16 protein-coding genes are annotated in these 19,325 nt (G+C 69.8%); 10 read left to right on the top strand and 6 right to left on the bottom strand.

Annotated elements, in window-relative coordinates:
* Positions 1-24: 24 nt before the first annotated feature.
* The 5 genes from ACZ5EF_RS19200 to ACZ5EF_RS19180 all read right to left on the bottom strand — a co-directional run bounded on the left by ACZ5EF_RS19200 (position 25) and on the right by ACZ5EF_RS19180 (position 4,613).
* Entirely contained in the window at positions 25-786 is a 762-nt protein-coding gene (locus tag ACZ5EF_RS19200; RefSeq protein ID WP_346060964.1) for an aspartate/glutamate racemase family protein, read from the bottom strand.
* A gap of 97 nt (positions 787-883) precedes the next feature.
* Positions 884-2,167 (bottom strand): TRAP transporter large permease, encoded by a 1,284-nt coding sequence (locus ACZ5EF_RS19195; protein WP_346060965.1) that lies wholly within the window; start codon positions 2,165-2,167, stop codon positions 884-886.
* Positions 2,164-2,718: a TRAP transporter small permease gene (locus tag ACZ5EF_RS19190; protein WP_346060966.1), complete on the bottom strand. Its 555-nt coding sequence runs from the start codon at positions 2,716-2,718 to the stop codon at positions 2,164-2,166. Before ACZ5EF_RS19190 ends, ACZ5EF_RS19195 begins: the two co-directional genes overlap by 4 nt.
* Positions 2,715-3,713, bottom strand: a complete 999-nt coding sequence (locus tag ACZ5EF_RS19185; RefSeq protein ID WP_346060967.1) for a TRAP transporter substrate-binding protein — start codon at positions 3,711-3,713, stop codon at positions 2,715-2,717. Before ACZ5EF_RS19185 ends, ACZ5EF_RS19190 begins: the two co-directional genes overlap by 4 nt.
* A 183-nt stretch (positions 3,714-3,896) precedes the next feature.
* Entirely contained in the window at positions 3,897-4,613 is a 717-nt protein-coding gene (locus ACZ5EF_RS19180; protein ID WP_346060968.1) for a GntR family transcriptional regulator, read from the bottom strand.
* 177 nt (positions 4,614-4,790) lie between these two features.
* On the opposite strand from ACZ5EF_RS19180, the gene ACZ5EF_RS19175 reads away from it, so the two are divergent.
* The 10 genes from ACZ5EF_RS19175 (at position 4,791) to ACZ5EF_RS19130 (ending at position 18,279) form a co-directional block, all read left to right on the top strand.
* Positions 4,791-5,528: a maleate cis-trans isomerase family protein gene (locus tag ACZ5EF_RS19175; protein WP_346060969.1), complete on the top strand. Its 738-nt coding sequence runs from the start codon at positions 4,791-4,793 to the stop codon at positions 5,526-5,528.
* 73 nt (positions 5,529-5,601) lie between these two features.
* Positions 5,602-6,654, top strand: coding sequence for a TRAP transporter substrate-binding protein (locus ACZ5EF_RS19170; RefSeq protein ID WP_346060970.1), 1,053 nt, complete (start codon positions 5,602-5,604; stop codon positions 6,652-6,654).
* A 54-nt stretch (positions 6,655-6,708) separates the two neighbouring features.
* Complete coding sequence (locus tag ACZ5EF_RS19165) at positions 6,709-7,446, top strand: TRAP transporter small permease subunit (RefSeq protein ID WP_346060971.1); 738 nt, start codon at positions 6,709-6,711, stop codon at positions 7,444-7,446.
* On the top strand, positions 7,443-8,744 hold the full coding sequence (locus ACZ5EF_RS19160; protein ID WP_346060972.1) for a TRAP transporter large permease: 1,302 nt from the start codon (positions 7,443-7,445) through the stop codon (positions 8,742-8,744). Before ACZ5EF_RS19165 ends, ACZ5EF_RS19160 begins: the two co-directional genes overlap by 4 nt.
* 29 nt (positions 8,745-8,773) lie before the next feature.
* Complete coding sequence (gene hydA, locus ACZ5EF_RS19155; RefSeq protein WP_346060973.1) at positions 8,774-10,204, top strand: dihydropyrimidinase; 1,431 nt, start codon at positions 8,774-8,776, stop codon at positions 10,202-10,204.
* A gap of 2 nt (positions 10,205-10,206) precedes the next feature.
* Positions 10,207-10,968 (top strand): 2-keto-4-pentenoate hydratase, encoded by a 762-nt coding sequence (locus ACZ5EF_RS19150; RefSeq protein WP_346060974.1) that lies wholly within the window; start codon positions 10,207-10,209, stop codon positions 10,966-10,968.
* 86 nt (positions 10,969-11,054) lie between these two features.
* On the top strand, positions 11,055-12,683 hold the full coding sequence (locus tag ACZ5EF_RS19145; RefSeq protein WP_346060975.1) for a Glu/Leu/Phe/Val dehydrogenase dimerization domain-containing protein: 1,629 nt from the start codon (positions 11,055-11,057) through the stop codon (positions 12,681-12,683).
* 99 nt (positions 12,684-12,782) lie between these two features.
* Positions 12,783-15,716, top strand: coding sequence for a hybrid sensor histidine kinase/response regulator (locus ACZ5EF_RS19140; RefSeq protein WP_346060976.1), 2,934 nt, complete (start codon positions 12,783-12,785; stop codon positions 15,714-15,716).
* Between the two features lie 6 nt (positions 15,717-15,722).
* A complete protein-coding gene (locus ACZ5EF_RS19135) occupies positions 15,723-16,994 on the top strand; it encodes an amino acid deaminase (protein WP_346060977.1) in 1,272 nt (423 codons plus the stop codon).
* 343 nt (positions 16,995-17,337) lie between these two features.
* Positions 17,338-18,279, top strand: a complete 942-nt coding sequence (locus ACZ5EF_RS19130) for a transposase (protein WP_346060978.1) — start codon at positions 17,338-17,340, stop codon at positions 18,277-18,279.
* Between the two features lie 65 nt (positions 18,280-18,344).
* On the opposite strand, the gene ACZ5EF_RS19125 is transcribed toward ACZ5EF_RS19130, so the two are convergent.
* Positions 18,345-19,241: a DMT family transporter gene (locus ACZ5EF_RS19125; RefSeq protein ID WP_346060979.1), complete on the bottom strand. Its 897-nt coding sequence runs from the start codon at positions 19,239-19,241 to the stop codon at positions 18,345-18,347.
* Positions 19,242-19,325: the final 84 nt, after the last annotated feature.

The following is a 19,325-nucleotide window of genomic DNA, read 5'->3' as shown; positions in this document are numbered from 1 at the left end:
CCCTCAGCGAGGGGCGATGTCCAGTCAGGCCGGGGTCGTCAGGCCGCCGCGCCCCACCAGGCGCGCCAGGGTCTCCGGGAGCCCCTGGCAGGGCTTGGTGGGAGGCGCGGCGAAGCTGCCGGCGGTGGGCGTCGTGGCGCCCAGGTCGACCAGCGCCTGGGCCTGGTGCAGGGCACAGGTCACGCCATCCAGGGCCGGCACCGGCAGACGCTCGGCGACGCTCCGGGCCAGGCCGGCCAGGGGCGCCCCGGCGAGGATCAGCACGTCGGCGCCGTCATCCTGCACCGCCCGCTCGGCCAGGGCCACCAGGCGCTCGCCCTGGTCCTCCTGGACCCGGCCGATATGCGCCAGGGTCTCGTCCAGGGCGCGGATGCTGGCCAGGCGATCGGCGAAGCCGTAGCCGGCGATGGTCTCCCGATACCAGGCCTGGATGCGCTGGGAGATGGCGATCACCGAGAAGCGGCCGCCCTGCTGGCAGGCACTGACCAGCGCCGCCTCGGTCATGCCCACCACCGGGATCGGCAGGATCTCGCGCAGGGCGGTCAGCCCCGGGTCGCCGAAGGCCGCCACCACCACGGCATCGTGGTCGGCGTAGCGTTCGGCGGCGACCTGCATGGCGGCATAGCCGCCGATCTGGGCCTCGGCGCGGGTCTCGATATAGGCCACGCCGAAGGGCGCGGTGGCCATGCTCAGCTCGGTGCCGGGGCGGGTGCTGCGCCGCGCCTCGCGCTCGATCAGGGCGGTGACATCGGGGGAGATATTGGGGTTGATGACCAGTAGTTTCATGGCGTGCTCGCTTGTTATTTCCCGCCGTGGGCGGACCCGCGGCGGGGGAAGAAAGAGCCTCCGGCACCCGTCCGAGTGGGGCCGGAGGAAGAGGCAATCAGTAGCCCAGGGCCCGGGGCAGCCAGGTGACGATGCCGGGGAAGGCGATGCAGGCGATCAGTACCGCGTACTGGAAGGCGATAAAGGGCCAGGCGCTCTTCATCAGCTCGTTGAGGCTGATCTTGGAGATGCCGCACATCACGAACAGCAGCACCCCCACCGGCGGCGTCATCATCCCCACCACCAGGTTCATCACGAACAGGAAGCCGAACAGCAGCGGGTCGATGCCATAGGCCAGGGCGATAGGCGCCAGCAGCGGGACCAGCATGATGTAGGCGGCATTCGACTCGATGAACATGCCGACCCCGATCAGCAGCGCCATCACCAGCAGCAGGAACACCAGCGGGTCCTGGGTGAAGTCCTGCAGCCACTGGGTCAGCTGCATGGGGATCAGGTCGATGGTGAAGGCGAAGGTCATGGTCGAGGCGAAGGCGATCAGGGCGCCGACCATGGCCGCGGTGACGGCGGCATTGAACATCGCCTTGGGCAGGTCGGCCAGGCGCAGCTTGCGGGTCACGAAGAAGCCGATCAGCAGCGCATAGACCACGGCGATGGCGGCCCCCTCGGTGGGGGTGAAGGCGCCGGTGACGATGCCGCCCACCACCACGATGGGCATCAAGAGGATCGGCAGGGCGCGCCAGGTCTGCACCAGCACATGCCTGAGGCCGATCACCCCCTCGGCGCCCAGCGGGTAGCGGCGGCGCATGGCGATAAAGCTGGCCAGCCCCATAAAGCCCACAGCAAGAATCACCCCTGGTATGACCCCTGCCATAAAGAGCCCGCCCACCGAGACCGAGGAGCCGGCCATCAGGGCATAGACGATCATGGCGTTGCTGGGCGGGATGATGGCGCCCAGGTTGGCGGCGGAGGCCACCACGGCGCTGCTGTAGCCGGTGCCGTACTGCTGGCGCATGGAGGGCACCAGGGAGCTGCCCAGGGCGCTGGCGCTGGCCACGGCGGCGCCGCTGACCGCCGCCAGCACCATGCCGGCGACGATGGCCACATGGGCCAGGCCGCCGTGCACGCGGCCGATCAGCGAGTTGGCGAAGTCCACCAGGCGCTGCAGGATGCCGGCGGCGACCATCAGTTCGCCGGCCAGCATGAATAGCGGGATGGCCATCAGCGGGAAGCTGTTGACCGAGTGCATCATGCGCTGGGGCAGCACCGAGAAGTCCATGCCGCCCATATAGAGGCCCACCAGGGAGGCCAGGCCCAGGGCGAAGGCCAGGGGCATGCGCAGCAGGGCGAAGCCCAGGAAGGTGAAGATGATGGCCGGGGTCATGAGGGGGTTCCTCCGCGGCGGTCGGGCGCGCTGGGCAGCGGCTCCAGGCCCAGGGCCTGGGCGATCAGGTGCAGGCAGCTATGGCCGGCACAGGCCAGCACGGCGATATAGAAGACGGCGGCGGTGATCGGCAGGGTGGGCATCAGCTCCTGCCACTTGTCGGCCACCGCGCCCAGGCTGATCCAGAACAGCGCGGCCATCATGGCGGCGCCGATCCAGGCCATCAGCCGCGCCAGGCCCCGCTGCAATGCCTCGGGGAAGTGGGTCGCCAGGGCGTCGATGCCCACATGGATGCCCACCTTGATGCCGTGGGGAATGGCCAGGAAGATCGCCCAGACGAAGAACAGCCGGGAGAGCTCGTCGGCGGAGTCGATGGAGGTGCCCAGCACGTAGCGGGCGAACACCTGGGCCGAGACCAGGGTGGTCATCACGCCCATGGCCACCAGGATGGCGTAATAGGAGGTGCGGTCGAGCAGCGCCAGGCCATGCAGGAAGTGGCGCTTGCCCGGGCTGGAGGCGTACGCCTCCAGCCGGTGCCAGGCGGGTGTCATGACGCCAGCTCCTCGAGCACCCGATCGACGATCTCGGCGCCGATCTTGTCGCGCAGGTCGTCCACCACGCCCTGGCTGGCCTCGCGCAGGGCGGCGCGGGTCTCGTCGCCGATCGGGGTGAACTGCATGCCGCGCTCGATCAGTGCCTGGCGGGCCGCCTCGTCCTCCTCGGCGGCGGTCTGCCGCTGCCAGGCCACCGCCTCGGCCATGGCCTCGCGCACCGCCTGCTGGTCGTCAGCGCTCAGGCGATTGAAGGTATCGCGGTTGGCCGCCACCACGATGAAGTCATAGAAGTGGCCGGTATCGGAGAGGTGAGCCTGCACCTCGTCGAGGCGCTTGGTGCTGATGATGCTGTAGGGGTTCTCCTGGCCGTCCAGTACCCCCTGCTGCAGGGCGCCGTAGACCTCGTTGATATCCATGGAGACCGGGTTGGCGCCGATGGCGCGGAAGGTGTCCAGGTGGGTCTGGTTGGGCTGCAGGCGGAGCTTGAGGTCCTGGAAGTCGTCGAGGGTCTCGAGGGGGCGCTCGTTGTTGGTGACGTGGCGGAAGCCCAGCTCCATGTAGCCCAGGGCGGTGAAGCCCTTGTCGGCCAGTTCCGCGTCGAGCAGCTCGCCGATTTCGCCGTCGATCAGTTCGAAGGCCTCCTCGCGGCTGGCGAAGGCGAAGGGCAGGCTCAGGGCCTCCAGCTCGGGGACGGTGCGCGACAGGTAGGAGATGCCGATCCAGGTGCCGGCGATGGCGCCGGAGGCGACCTGGTCGACGTTCTCGCCGGCGCCGCCCAGCTGCATATTGGGGAACAGCTGGGCGGTCAGGTCGCCGTCGGTGCGCTCGGCCAGGGCGTCGCGGAAGCGTTCCATGGCGCGGCTGCTGGAGTGGTCATCGGTGAAGTTGCCGCCGAAGCGCAGGGTCTCGGCGCCGGCCAGCAGCGGGCTGCCCAGGCCCAGGGCCAGCAGCAGGGCGGCGGAACGACGGGCAAGACGGTTTGTTGTTGTCATGGGAGTGTCCTTGGCTGATGGGAGAGTCACCGCCGCGATCGGCGGCCTGGATTCACCATAGGACAGCTTCGCTATAAATACAAAATACAGAATACTGTTTTTTTATTATTTGTTTTATTTCATGTGTTTATAAATTCAAAAACCCGGCGGTGGCCGGGTTTTGTCGTCCCTGTTAGGAGGCGATCACCGGCGCGAGGCGGCCAGGCCAGCGAGGACGGCGGCGCCGGTGCGGCGCATATGCTCCGCCATGGCGGCGGAGAGGGCCGCGGCGTCCCGCGCCTCCAGGGCGGCGAGGATCACCTCGTGCTCCTGGGCCGATTCGTCCCAGCGCCCCTGCTGCAGGTTGGCGGCATAGCGGGCCCGGGTGATCTTGTGGGTCAGCTGGCCCTGCTGCTCGAGCAGCACCCGGTTGCCGGCGAGCTCGGTGAGACGCCGGTGCAGTTGCTGGTTGGCCTCGAAGTACTCCTGGCGCCGCTGCCGGCGGTGCAGCTCCAGCATCCGCTCGTGGAGGGTGCGGATCTCGGCGATCTCGACATCGCTGGCGCGCTCCACCAGCAGGTGACCGGAGAGGCCCTCCAGGGCCGCCATCACCTCGAAGAGGTCGTGGACCTCGGCGGGGTCCACCGCGGTCACCTGGGCGCCGCGGTTGGGCAGCAGCTCCACCAACCCCTCGTTGGCCAATACCTTGAGCGCCTCCCGCAGCGGGGTGCGCGACACCTCGAAGGCCTCGCAGAGCCGCTTCTCGGAGATGCGGCTGCCCGGCGCCAGTTCCCCCTCCAGCACCATATGACGCAGCCGCTCGGCCACCACCTGATAGAGGGACAGGCGGCGCAGCGGCGCGCCCGGTGAGGCCTCGTCCGCGGCGGGGCGCGGTCGGCGAAGCGTCGGCATCTCGGTCATGGCAGCTCTCCTTCCCGTGGCTGGCCCCGATCCGGGGGCGATGGCGGGGTGGGTAAAAGTGTACTTGCAAAATCTCGGCGATGTGCAAGTCTTAGGGGGCGGACAAATTGAATTCAAAATACAGTATTTAGTATATCTGGCTTTCCGATCATAACCACAACGAGGAACCGCGCCGCCATGAATCGCACCCTGCTGGGCATGCTGACGCCCTCTTCCAATACCGTCCTCGAACCCTATACCGCGGCCCTGCTCGCCGGGCTGATGCCCGAGGTCACGGCCCACTTCCAGCGCTTCACCGTCAAGGAGATCTCCCTGAGCGATCGGGCCCTGGCGCAGTTCGACCCGGCGCCGCTGCTGGAGGCCGCCACCCTGCTCAATGACGCCCGCATGAACGTGATCGCCTGGAACGGCACCTCGGCGAGCTGGCTGGGCTTCGACAGCGACCGCCGGCTGTGCGCGGCGATTACCGAGGCCACCGGGGTACCCGCCACCAGCAGCGTGCTGGCCCTCAACGAGGTCCTCAAGCGCACCGGGGTGACCCGGCTGGGGCTGGTGACCCCCTACCTGACGGATATCCAGGAGGCGATCGTCGCCAACTACGCCGCCGAGGGCATCGAGGTGGTGGCGGAGCGCCACCTCGACGACCGCGGCAACTTCTCCTTCTCGGAATATGACGAGGCGACCCTGGCGGCGCTGGTGCGGGAGGTGGCCAAGGGCGAGCCCCAGGCCATCACCCTGCTGTGCACCAACCTGCGCGGCGCCGGCCTCGTGGCCGAGCTGGAGCAGGAGCTGGGCATTCCCATCTACGACTCGGTGAGCGTCACGGTGTGGAAGTGCCTGACGCTGGCCGGCCTCGACCCCGCCCGGATCACCGGCTGGGGCGGCCTCTTCCAGGACCCCCGCCTGGCGGCATAGCGCGGGGACGCCCGACACGGGCAAGACGCAACGGCAAGACCACCACCAACAATCCCAATCACGAGGTGACCCCATGCCAACCCTGACTCCCCAGCGACTCGCGCTCGGCGTATCCCTGGCCGGCGGCCTGCTGCTCGGCGGCCTGGCCCAGGCCGAGACCCTGCTGCGCAGCGTGGGCAACTTTTCCGGCAATACCCTGCACGTGGAGGGGGTGGAGCGCCCCTTCTTCGAGGCGCTGGATGCCCGCGACGACCTGGCGGTGATCTACAACCCCATGGACGCCATCGGCGTCGAGGCCGCCGATGCTCTGCGCCTGCTGCGCTCCGGCTCCTTCGATGTGATGTCGGTGCAGATCGGCATGGCCTCCCGGGACGAGCCCTTCTTCGAGGGCATCGACCTGGCCGGCGTGGCGCCGGACCTGGACGCCCAGCGCGAGGCCATCGACGCGGTGCGCGAGCGCTTCGACGAGCGCCTCCAGGAGCGCTTCAACGCCAAGCTGATGACCCTCTGGCCCTTCGGCCCGCAGATGATGTTCTGCAACGGCGATATCCAGGGCGTGGATGACCTGGAAGGCAAGAAGGTGCGGGTCTTCACCCCCTCCATGTCGCGCCTGGTGCAGGGCCTGGGCGCCGCCCCGGTGACCCTGCAGTTCAGCGAGGTCTACCTGGCGCTGCAGCGCGGCGTGGCCGACTGCGGGGTCACCGCCCCCTCCGCCGGCAACAACGGCAAGTGGCCCGAGGTCACCGACACCTTCGTGCCGCTGCCGCTGGCCTACTCGGTGCAGGGCCACTTCATGAACCTGGATACCTGGAATCGCTTCGACGCGGCCCAGCAGCAGGAGCTCACCGAGGCCTTCGCGCGCCTGGAGGAGCAGATGTGGGAGCTGGCCTATGACGTCAACGACGACGCCATCGCCTGCAACACCGGCCAGGCCAGCTGCAGCGATCACCAGGCCTACGACATGCGCCTGGTGGAGATCGACCCGGCCTCCCGGGCCCTGGTCGAGGAGATCGCCAGCGAGGCGGTGCTGCCGGTGTGGGCCGAGACCTGCAGCCGCCAGTACCCCGAGTGTGCCCAGGCCTGGAACGAGACGGTGGGCGATGCCACCGGCCTCAGCATCCAGTAATCATCCGTGACCGCGCGCCCCGGGCCGACGCCCGGGGCGCCCAGGAGGGTTTCCATGGTTTCCCCGCCATCCTTTCCCTGGGCTAGCCGGCTGGCGCATGGCGCCGCCCTCGCCGCCGGCTATGCCTCCCTCGGCCTGTCGCTGCTGATCACCTTCGAGGTGCTGGCGCGCAAGCTGTTCAGCTTTTCCCTGCAGGGCGTCGACGAGATCGGCGGCTATGTGCTGGCCATCGGCGTCTCCTTCAGCTTCGCCTATGCCCTGCTGCACCGCGCCCATACCCGGGTCGACATGCTGATCGTGCGCCTGCCCGGGGCCCTGCAGGCGCCCCTCAATGCCGCCGCCATGCTGCTGCTCGCCGGCTTCTCGCTGTTCATGCTGTGGCGGGCGGTGGGCACCCTGCACGAGACCCTGGAGTTCGGCAGCCTGGCCAGTACCCCGCTGCAGACCCCGCTGTGGATTCCCCAGGGGCTCTGGGTCATCGGCCTCGGCGTCTTCGCCGCCCTGGCCAGCCTGCTGGCGCTGCGTGCCCTGGGGCTGCTGGTGCGCGGCCAGACCGCGGCGCTCAACCGGGAGTTCGGACCGCGCTCCACCCAGGATGAACTCGACGAGGCGCAGCATGACTACGCCGACGAGACCACACCAGCCACCGGCCAGGATGAACTCGACGAGGCGCAGCATGACCACGTCGACGAGGCCACGCCAGTCACCGGCCAGGATGAACTCGACGAGGCGCAGCACGACTACGCCGACGAACCCACTCCGACCACCGGCCAGGGGAGTCCGCAGCTATGATCGGTGCATTCGAGGTAATGATCGGCTTCCTGGTCATGCTGGGCATGATGGCGGCCGGTATCCATGTGGCGGTGGCGATCTTCTCGGTGGCCGCCCTGGGCACCCTGATGTATCTGGGCACGCCGCTGCTCTACTCCTTCGGCGATGCCCTCTGGGGCACCCTCAACGACTTTATCCTTACCGCCATCCCGCTGTTTATCCTGCTCGGCGAGTTGCTGCTGCGCAGCGGCATCACCGAGCGCATGTACAATGCCCTCTCGGTGTGGCTGCAGCGCATGCCGGGGGGCCTGCTGCATACCAATATCGGCGCCTCCTCGGTGTTCGCCGCCATGTCCGGCTCCTCGGTGGCCACCGCCGCCACCATCGGCACCGTGGCCCTGCCGGCCTTCGCCGAGCGCGGCTACAGCGAGCGCCTGGCGCTGGGCACCCTGGCCGCCGGGGCCACCCTGGGCATCCTGATCCCGCCCAGCATCAACATGATCATCTACGGCGCCATCACCAACACCTCCATCGGCAAGCTGTTTATCGCCGGCATCCTGCCGGGGCTGGCGCTGGCCGCGGCCTTTATGCTGGCGATCATGGCCTTCAGCCTGCTGCGCCCCGGGGTGGCCGGCGAGGCGGAACCACGGGTGCCGCTGCGGGCGCGCCTCGCCTCCCTGGTGGACCTGCTGCCGCCGGCCTTCGTCTTCGCCATCGTCATCGGCAGCATCTACTCGGGCTGGGCCACCCCCACCGAGGCGGCGGCCCTGGGGGTGATGGCCGCCCTGGTGGTGGCGGCGCTCAACCGCAAGCTGACCCTCGGCATGCTCAACGAGTGCTTCCTCTCCATGGCCCGCACCACCGCCATGATCATGCTGATCATCGTCGCCGCCTTCTTCCTCAACTACATCGTCGGCATCCTCGGCATTCCCCAGGTGCTGACCCGGTGGGTCGCCGACCTGGGCCTGACGCCCCTGGGGCTGATCCTGGCGCTGGTGCTCTTCTACCTGGTGCTGGGCTGCTTCCTGGAGACCCTGTCGATGATGATCGCCACCGTGCCCATCGTGGTGCCCATGGTGGTGAGCTTCGGCTTCGACCCGGTGTGGTTCGGCATCTTCCTGGTGATCATGATGGAGATCTCGCTGATCACCCCGCCCATCGGCATGAACCTCTATGTGGTGCAGGGGGTGCGCGGGCGCGGCTCCATCGCCGACGTGATGCTCGGTAGCCTGCCCTTCTTCGCCATCATGCTGGCCTTCGTCTTCGCCATCATCGCCTGGCCCGGCCTGGTGATGTGGCTGCCCAACGCCATGAGCTGAGCGCCCTTCGAACTTGCAAGGAATGTCCCATGAGTCACTTCGATACCCTGATTACCAACGGCCTGATCATCACCGCCGCGGATCGCTACCATGCCGATATCGGCATCAAGGACGGGCGCATCGTCGCCCTCGGCCAGGGCCTCTCCGGCGCCGAGGAGGTGATCGACGCCGCCGGCCTGTGGGTGATGCCCGGCGGCATCGACGCCCACTGCCACCTGGACCAGCCGCTCGGCGACGGCGCCGTGATGGCCGACGACTTCGAGACCGGCACCCGCTCGGCGGCGGCGGGAGGCACCACCACGGTGATTCCCTTCGCCGCCCAGCAGAAGGGCCAGGGCCTGCGCGCCGCGGTGGAGGACTACCACCGCCGCAGCGACGGCAAGGCGTCCATCGACTACGCCTTCCATATGATCGTCACCGACCCCACCGAGACGGTGCTCAAGGAGGAACTGCCGGCGCTGATCCAGGAGGGCTACAGCTCCTTCAAGATCTACCTCACCTACGACGACCTCAAGCTCAACGACCGGGAGGTGCTGGAGGTGCTGGCCATGGCCCGTCGCGAGGGCGGCATGGTGATGATCCATGCCGAGAACGCCGACTGCATCGCCTACCTCACCGAGCTGCTCGAGTCCCAGGGCAAGACCGCCCCGCGCTACCACGGCGAGGCCCACTCGGCGATCGCCGAGCGCGAGGCCACCCATCGCGCCATCTCGCTGGCCGAGCTGATCGACGTGCCGATCCTGATCGTGCATGTCTCCGGCCCCGAGGCCATCGAGCAGATCCGCTGGGCCCAGGGCCGCGGTCTGCGGGTCTACGGCGAGACCTGCCCCCAGTACCTGATGCTCACCGCCGCCGACCTGGACCAGGAGGGCTTCGAGGGGGCCAAGTGCGTGTGCAGCCCGCCGCCCCGGGACCCCAAGGCCCAGGAGGCGGTGTGGCAGGCCCTGGAGAACGGCGTCTTCCAGGTCTTCTCCTCGGATCACGCCCCCTTCCGCTACGACGATCCCCAGGGCAAGAAGCTGCACGGCGAGCATGCCGACTTCCACCATATCCCCAACGGCATCCCGGGGCTGGAGACGCGGCTGCCGATCCTCTTCTCCGAGGGGGTGCTCAAGGAGCGCATCGACGCCACCCGCTTCGTGGCCCTGACCGCCACCAATCCGGCCAAGATCTATGGCCTCTACCCGCGCAAGGGCACCATCGCCATCGGCAGCGACGCCGACCTGACCCTCTGGGATCCGCGCGCGCCCCTGACGGTGCGCAACGAGCGCCTGCACCATGCGGTGGACTACACCCCCTACGAGGGGCTCGAGCTCACCGGCCGCCCGGTGCTGACCCTGTGCCGGGGCGCCGTGGTCTCCCGGGACGGCGAACCCAGCGTCGCCCCGGGCCATGGCCGGTTCCTCAAGTGCGACAAACCGCAGCCGGCCCGCCCCCGCGGCGCCGCCAAGGGGTTCTAAGCATGAACACCAAGGCGCTGATCGATACCGCCGCCGACCGCCTGCTGGCGGCCTATCCCCCCGGGGCGATGATCGCCCCGCCCGACGACCTGCCGCTGAACGACCCGGAGGCCGCCTACGCCATCCAGGCGCGGGTCTCGGCGGCGCTGGGCACGCCCACCGGCTGGAAGCTGGGCGACATCCGCAAGGGCGAGGTGCCGCGCTACTCGCGGCTGCTCGCCGAGTGGAGCCAGGCCACGCCGGGGCGCTTCGCCCACGACGCCTTCCATCGGGTCTATCTGGAGCCGGAGCTGGCGGTGGTGCTGGGGGCGCCCCTCCCGGCCAGGCAGGCCCCCTATACCCTGGCCGAGGTCGCGGCCTGTGTCGCCAGCCTGCATGCCGCCATCGAGCTGGTGGACAGCCGCTTCACCACCTGGCCCGAGGTGCCGCCGCTCTGGCAGCTGGCCGACGGCCTGAGCCACGGCGCCTTCGTGCTGGGTAGCGGCGTCCCCGCCGGCGACCTCTCGCAGATGCAGGACGCCGCCTACCGGTTGACCCTGGATGGCCGGGTGGCGCTGAGCGGGCGGGGCGAGCATCCCGGCGGCGATCCCGCCGAGCTGCTGGTGGCGATGATCAATGACCGCATCCGCCGCGACGGCGAGGGCTTCGCCGCCGGCGAGGTGATCACCACCGGCACCTTCGACGGCGTGGTGGAGATGCGCGCCGGCCAGCGGGCATGCCTGGACTTCGCCGGCATCGGCGAGGTCGAGCTGCGCCTGGAGTAGCCCCGGGTAGTAAGAGCAGGAGGCGTTAACGGCGATAGCCTTGGCTGGCCTACGCTTAAGGCAAAGTGCATTAGGCGAGGCGTGCCATGGCCGATCACCCCCTGCGTCTGCTGCTGGTGGAAGACAATCCCCTGCATAGCCGGCTGATTCAGCAGCTGCTCAAGGAAGATGCCCAGCTGCGCTGCGAGGTGGAGGCGGTCTCCACTCTGGCCGAAGGCCTGACCCGGCTGGTCAAGGGCCGCATCGACCTGGTGCTGCTCGACCTGGTGCTGCCGGACAGCCAGGAGCTGGAGACCCTGTGGCGGGTGCGCCTGGTGGCGCCCCAAGTACCGGTGGTGATCCTCACCGGCCTCGACGACCTGCAGCTGGCGGCCCGGGCGGTGGAGTCCGGCGCCTCCGATTACCTGGTCAAGTCCAACCTCAAGGGGGCCGCCCTGGGGCGCACGGTGCGCTACACCCTGGCGCGGGCCCGGGTGCGCGGCGGCGAGTGGGACTCGCCGCTGTTCCGCCAGGCCCAGCAGCAGTTCCTCAAGGCGGCCCAGGTGATGGCCCTGGACGATGGCCTGCGCCAGCGGCTGCTGTTCCCCCAGCGGGCGCGGCTGGTCACCTTTCCCTTCCGACGCGACGATCACCACCAGGCGGAGACCCTGTTCGGCTACCGGGTGCAGCACCTGTTGCTGCCGGGGCCGACCCTGGGGGGCGTGCGCCTGCACCCGGAGCTGGGTCTCGGCGAGATGGCCGCCCTGGCGATGTGGACCAGCTGGCAGTGCGCCCTGCTGGGGCTGCCCTGCGGCGGCGCCAAGGGCGGCGTGCGGGTCGATCCCACCGCCCTCGATCCCGGAGAGCGCCAGCGCCTGCTGCGCGCCTTCGCCCGGGAGCTCCGGGAGGACCTGGCCGCCGGGCGGGATATCCTCGCCCCGGGCCTGGGCGTCGACGAGCAGGCCATGGCCTGGCTGCTCGACGAGGGGCTACCGGTGACCGGCAAGCCGGCCCTGCTGGGTGGGCTGCCCCGGCGCCAGGCCGCCATCGGCGCCGGCCTGGTGGCGCTGATCGCCGCCGCCGCGGAGCACCTCGGCATCGCCCTGGGCGGCGCCCGGGTGGTGCTCCAGGGCCTCGGCCAGGTGGGCCTGGCCACGGCCCGACAACTGGTGGTCCGGGGCGTCAGGCTGATCGGCGTCGGCGACGCCTCCGCGGCTCGCCAGGACCCGGCGGGCCTCGACCTGGCGGCGCTGGAGGCGCACCTGGCGAGCCAGGGCGCCCTGGCCGGTTTCGCCGGCGGTGAGCCCCTCGACAACGGCGACCTGCTGAGCCTGCCCTGCGATATCCTGGTGCTGGCGGCGGTGCAGCAGCAGGTCACCGCCGAGAACGCCCCGCGCGTCAACTGCCGCCTGCTGGCGGAGGGGGCCCATGGCCCCACCCTGCTGGAGGCGGAGGAGAGCCTCCATGAGCGGGAGGTCTTCGTGCTGCCGGATATCCTCGGCAACGCCGCCGGGGCGGGGCTGGCCTACCTGGAGTGGGCCCAGGGGGCGCGCCCCTGGGAGCGCGAAACCGCCCAGGCCTGGCTCGAGGCGCGGCTGCTGGACGCCTTCCGGCGCTGCCTGGGGCGGGTCGAGTCGGAGGGGCTGGACATGCGCACCGCGGCCCTGGTGGAGGCGTTGCTGCGCCTCGAGGGCCAGGGCCGGCTGCGCGGCCAGCTCGACGAGTCGCATGACTAGGCAGGAGCCGGCCATGACGATGACCGAGGTGTCTAGGGGGGGCGCCCAGGCGGTCGGCTCGAGGCCTCCTGGCACCGCCTACGAGATCAGGAGCCGGCCATGACGACGATCGAGGAGCGCCTGGCCGCCGCCAAGGCCGCCCGCGCCGAGGCCCAGGCGGCCTACCTGCAGCTGGCCGAGGCCATCGAGACCATCTCCGAGGGCTTTACCCTCTACGATGCCAACGACATCCTGCTGGCCTGCAATTCGCGGTTCCGCGACTACTCGGGGGTGGGCGAGATGGTCGTGCCCGGCATGCGCTTCGAGGACCTGATCCGTGCCGTGGTCACGCGGGGTATCGTCGATATCGGCGAGCGGGACCCCGAGGAGTGGATCGCCTGGCGTCTCGCCCAGCGGCGCGATCCGGGCCCGCCCTTCACGGTGCCTACCGGCAACCGCACCCTGCGCATCAGCGAGCGGCGCACCCGCGGCGGTGGGGTGGTGGCCATCTATACTGATATCACCGAGTTCGAGGCCCAGCGCGCCCACCTGGAGGCCCTGGTGACCCTCACCGAGGAGGCCCAGGCCCGCGCCGAGGCGGCCCGCGACCAGCTCACCGAGGCCCTGGAGTCGATCGCCGAGGGCTTCGCCCTCTATGATGCGGATGACCGCCTGGTGCTCTACAACTCCCGCTTCAAGGAGCATTTCGTCACCCCCGGCGACCTGGTGGAGGAGGGCATGGCCTTCGAGGCGCTGCTGCGTGGGGTGGTCGAGCGGGGGCTGATGCCCCGCGGCTTCGATTCCGCCGAGGCATGGATCCGTGAGCGCCTGGCCCAGCACCGCGATCCCCATGGCCCCTACCAGTTCGTGCGCAGCGACGGTCTGTGCATCCAGGTCAGCGAGCACCGCACCGGCGATGGCGGCTATGTGGCGGTCTATTCCGATATCACCGAGCTGGAGCAGCACCGCCACCGCCTGGAGGAGCGGGTCGCCGAGCGCACCGCCGAGCTGGAGGACGCCGCCCGGGCGCTGCGGCGCTCCCAGACCGAGCTGCGCCGGGCCCGGGATGAGGCCCAGCGGGCCAGCCTCGCCAAGAGCGAGTTCCTGGCCAATATGAGTCACGAGATCCGCACCCCCATGAACGGGGTGATCGGCGTCGCCGAACTGCTCGAGCGCACCGAACTGACGCCCCAGCAGGCGGAGTACGTGGCGCTGATCCAGACCTCGGCGGACACCCTGCTGGGATTGATCAACGAGATCCTCGACTTCTCCAAGATCGAGGCCGGGCGCCTGGAGCTGGAGGTGCGCCCCTTCCCGCTGCGCGATACCCTCGCCGATACCCTCCAGACCCTGGCCCTGCGCGCCGACGAGAAGGGCCTGGAGCTGATGGTGCATATTCCCCCGGAGATTCCCGATCAGCTGCTGGGGGATCCATTGCGGCTGCGCCAGGTGGTGGTCAACCTGGTGGGCAACGCCATCAAGTTCACCCCCCGCGGCGAGGTGGTGGTGGACCTCGCCCTGGAGTCCCGGGACGCCCAGCGGGTACGCCTGGGGGTCGAGGTGCGCGACACCGGCATCGGCATTCCCGAGGCCCAGCGCCGGCGCATCTTCGAGGCCTTCGGCCAGGCCGATACCTCCATCACCCGGGTCAATGGCGGCACCGGCCTGGGGCTCTCCATCGCCGCCCAACTGGTCGCCATGATGGGCGGCGAGATCCGCGTCGACAGCGGCCCCGACGGGCGCGGCAGCCGCTTCACCTTTAGTGCCGACTTCGGCCTGGTGGAGACCCCGGCCGCCGCCCCCCCGCGCTCCCGGCTGCTGGAGGGCCAGCGGGTACTGGTGGTGGACGACAACGCCACCAATCGCCGCATCCTCGAGGAGATCCTTACCAGCTGGGGCATGCGGCCCCGGGTGGTGGAAGGCGGCGAGGCGGCCCTGGGCGCCCTGGAGGCGGAGGCCGAGCCGCTGCCCCTGGCGCTGCTCGACGTGATGATGCCGGGCATGGATGGCTTTACCCTGGCCGAGCGCCTGCGCGCCGATCCCCGCCATGGCGAGATGGCCCTGCTGATGCTCTCCTCCGGGAGCCGGGCCGGCGATGCGGCCCGCCGCCAGCGCCTGGGCATCGCCCGGCTGCTGATGAAACCGGTCAAGCAGTCGGAGCTGCTGGAGGCGGTCAGCGAGGCCTTGGGCGCCGAGCCCCGGCTGGCGACGCCGACGCGTGCCGACGCCGAGGCACGGCCGGCGGACTGGCGCCCGCGCCGGGTGCTGCTGGTGGAGGATGGCGTCACCAACCAGCGGGTGGCCATCGACCTGTTGACCCAGCGCGGCCACCAGGTCGAGCTGGCCACCCAGGGCGCCGAGGCCCTGGAAGCGCTGGCCGAGCGGGAGTTCGAGGTGGTGCTGATGGACGTGCATATGCCGGTGATGGATGGCCTGGCGGCGACCCGGGCGCTGCGCGAGCGGGAGCGCCGCCGCGGCGGCCACCTGACGGTGGTGGCGATGACCGCCAGCGCCACCCGGGAGGATCGTCAGCGCTGCCTGGCGGCGGGCATGGACGACTATGTCACCAAGCCGTTTCGTGCCGCCGAGCTCTACCGGGCGGTGGAAGCGCCCCCGCGGGGCGTGGCCGTCGACGAGGTGCCGCCGGCGTCCGCCGAGCCCACGCCGCCGGCGCCCGCGGTCCTGGCGGCGGGCGAGCCGGTGCGGGATCGGGCCGGGGCCCTGGCCAACCTGGAGGGCAAGGAGGCGCTGCTCGAGGAGATGGAGGCGCTCTTCCAGGGCGAGTGCCCGGCCCTGATGGCCGAGATCGAGGCCGCCATCGCCAGCGACGACGGCGTGACACTGCGCCGCGCCGCCCATACCCTGAAGGGCTCGGCCCTGGTGATCGGCGCCCGGGCCCTGGGGGCCGCGGCGCTGCACCTGGAGACCCTGGCCCGCGGCGGCGAGCTGGAGGAGGCCCCGGCGGCCCTGGCCGAGCTCAAGGCACGGCTCGCCGAGCTGGTCCCCCTGTTATCCGATGATCCCGCCTCCGCCGACCCCGACGAGGAGCCCTGATTGCCCATGCCATCGGCCCACCCCGACGCCAGCCTTTCCCCGACGCCCTCCGCCTGGCCCCTGGACAAGGGGGCCATCGAGACCCTGCCCGAGCTGCTGTCCGGCGTCAGCCTGCCGGCGGCGGTGGTGCACCAGGCGCCGCTCGAGCATAACCTGGCCTGGATGCAGCGCTTCGCCGACGACCACGGTGCTCGCCTGGCCCCCCACGGCAAGACCACCATGACCCCGGCGCTGTTCCGGCGCCAACTGGAGGCCGGCGCCTGGGGCATTACCCTGGCCACCGCCGCCCAGTGCCGGGCCGCCTTCGCCGCCGGGGTGACGCGGTTGCTGATGGCCAACCAACTGGTGGGCGAGGCCAATATGGCCATCGTCGCCTCGCTGCTGGAGGCCGGCGCCGAGCTCTACTGCGTGGTGGATAGCGCCGCCAATGTGGCGCAGCTGAGTCGCTACTTCGGCGCCCGGGGGCTGCGCCTGCGGGTGCTGATCGAACTGGGGGTGCCGGGCGGGCGTTGCGGCTGCCGCGACCAGGACGAGGTGCTGGCCCTGGGGGAGCTGATCGAGGCGGAGTCGGCCCTGGTGCTGGCCGGCCTGGAGGGCTACGAGGGGGTGGTGTTCGGCGACGATCCGGCCAGGGCGGTGCGCAGCTACGCCTGGCACTTGGTGGAGGCCGCCCAGACCTTGGACCACGACGGCCTGATCGAGGCCGCGGCGCCACTGATCACCGCCTCCGGCTCCGCCTGGTATGACCTGATCGCCGAGGTGTTCCGGGAGGCTCACCTGGGCCGCCACTTCGTGCCGGTGCTGCGTCCCGGCTGCTATGTGGTCCACGATCACGGCATCTATCGGGAGGCCCAGCGCGGCGTGCTGGGGCGGCGTCCCGAGCTGGAGCAGGGGCTATACCCGGCCCTGGAGGTCTATGCCCAGGTGATCTCCCTGCCGGAGCCGGGCCGCGCCATCCTCGGCCTGGGCAAGCGGGATATCGGCCACGACCAGCTGCCGGAGCCGCTGCGCCGCCATCGCGAGGGGGGCGACCCCCGGCATCTCCTGTCGGTGGCGGGCTGGCGCATCACCAAGCTGATGGATCAACACGCCTTCGTGGAGCTGCCCCGGGGGCCCGTGGTCGAGCCGGGGCTGCCCGGCAACGGCGGCGAGGTGCGGGTGGGGGATATCGTCGCCCTGGGCACCTCCCATCCCTGCCTGACCTTCGACAAGTGGCGGCGCCTCTGCCTGGTGGACGACGACCTGCGGGTGGTGGAGGAGATGGCCACCTATTTCTAGGCAGCGCATCTTGACCCAGTGGGAGCTGGCCCCCTAACTCGGTGGGAGCTGGCTTTAGCCGGCGATTGGCGCCGCAGGCGCTATAACATCGCCTGCTAAAGCAGGCTTGTATGTTTGAAGGAGACCCAGAAAGGACAATAGTGAGAAGGCTTGTCGGGGTGGAGGGACGTAACAGGCATCTGGCCCGATTGGGACACAGACCGTAGGAGACATGGCCCCACCCCACCCAGTCAGCGCCGATAAGGAATCCATCGGCTGAGCGCCCCTCAGACCGACGATCTTGGCAAGCCAGCGCTTGGGTGCACCCCGACAAGCCTTTTCAACCTAGCGCGGAGGGCGAGGGATGACAATCCAGACCATCATCGGCATCGACGTCGCCAAGGACGAACTGGTGAGCTATCGGCAGGATACCGACACCGAGGAAGGGCTGAAAAATCGCCAGGCCAACATCACGCGTTGGCTGCGCCGTCTACCCGCTCACTGCGCTATCGCCATCGAGGCCACCGGCACCTACCACAGGCTGCTGATCGAGCTAGCCTACCGCAATGAGCATGTGGTCTATGTCATCGATGGCTACCAACTCAAGCATTACCGGCAAGGCATCGGTGGCCGCGCCAAGACCGACAGCAGCGATGCCCGCCTGCTGGCCCGCTACCTCAGTCGCGAGCAAACCGCCCTGCGGTCCTGGACCCCGCCACCGCCCGCCTATCGGGCGCTACAGACCCTGCTGCGCCGCCGTGCCACCCTCGTCAGGGCCCGGGTGGCGATTCAGCAGAGCTGCGCCGAGTTACCGGAATTGCAGGCCCCGCTCAAGCGCCTGGTCGCCCAGCTAACGCGCATCGACCAAGTCATCCAGGCCCGCCTGCGGGTCATCGTACGTGAGGCGGGGCTCAGTCAGCACGTCGCCCGCTGCCAGGCCATGGAGGGGGTTGGCCCGCTAACGGCGACCGCCCTGGTGATGGCCTTCCTACGGGGTGATTTTCGTCACAGCGATGCCTTCGTGGCCTTCCTGGGGCTGGATGTCCGCGTGCGCGACTCGGGAACGCAACGCGGACGACGCAAGTTGACCAAGCAAGGCGATCCCGAGGTACGCCGTCTGCTATATAACGCGGCCATGGCGGCCAGCCGCCAGCCGGCTTGGCAAGCGACTTATCAGGGCTATCTGGCCCGCGGGCTCAAGAAAACCCAAGCGCTGGTGATCATCGCCCGGAAGCTGGCCCGCATCGCCTTTGCGCTGATGAAGCATGAGGTGGAGTATCGCCCCCCAACCGCGGTGGCGGCTTGAGGGGCAACATAGAATCTCCTACAACACCTGTCTCGGCGATTGAGCTATCGGTCACCATGGCCGGGCTAGAGCGCGGCGGCGCGCTTGGCGGCCCGCCGCGCCAGGCGATCGCCGAACAGGTAGGCACCCAGGGCCACCAGGATCAGCGCCGCCCCCAGCCACATGGAGAGGCTGGGGTGTTCGCCGTTGAGGGCCATGCCCAGCCCCAGGGCCAGCACCGGGGTGATCAGGGTGACCAGGGCCACGGTGGCGGCGGGCAGTCGCGAGAGGATCAGGTAGTAGCAGAGGAAGCCGATCAGCGAGCCGAACAGCGCCAGGTAGAGCACCGCCCAGAAGCCGCGGGGCGTCAGCGGCACCATCAGCGGCTCGCCGCTGGCCAGCCACAGCAGCGCGAAGCAGGGCATCGACAGCAGCAGGGCGCCGGCGGTCTGCTCCAGGGGCGGCAGGCCCGCCGCCACCCGCTGCACGGCGATGCCGCTGCCGCTGAACAGGGTCACCGCCGCCACCATCATGGCCAGGGCGCCGAGCTGGTCGAGGCCGGCGCCCAGGGAGTCGGCGAAGATCACCGCCAGGCCCGCCACCCCCAGCAGGCAGCCCAGCCAGTGCCAGGGCTTGAGGCGGGTGGCGCCGGGCAGCGCCTGGAGAATCAGCCCCGAGATCAGCGGTGCCAGGCCGAACATCACCGACAGCAGCCCCGAGGGCAGGCTCATGGAGGCGCGGTAGCTCAGCGCCATGGCGCCGAAGACCCCGGGCACCGCCACCGCATAGCTGAGCAGGGCGCGACGCGAGCGGGGCAGGCCGCGGCCCAGCAGGCGCAGGATCAGCAGGGCCAGCACCGCGGCGATGGCCATACGCAGCCAGACGCTGCCCACCGGGGCGCCGGCCTCGGCGCTCCACTTGATGGCCAGGGGGGTGGTGGCCCATACCAGCACCACGGTGAGATAGGCCGGCCCGGTCGGCATGATGACTCCCTCCAGAAAAGCGCGGGATGCCCCAGACCCATCCATCGGGTCCAGGGGCATCCCGTAGAAAATCCATTTGAAGGT

It is taken from the genome of Bisbaumannia salifodinae, assembly GCF_055388505.1.
Note: the sequence above shows the minus strand (reverse complement) of the source record. Positions and strands in the feature narration are given on the sequence as shown.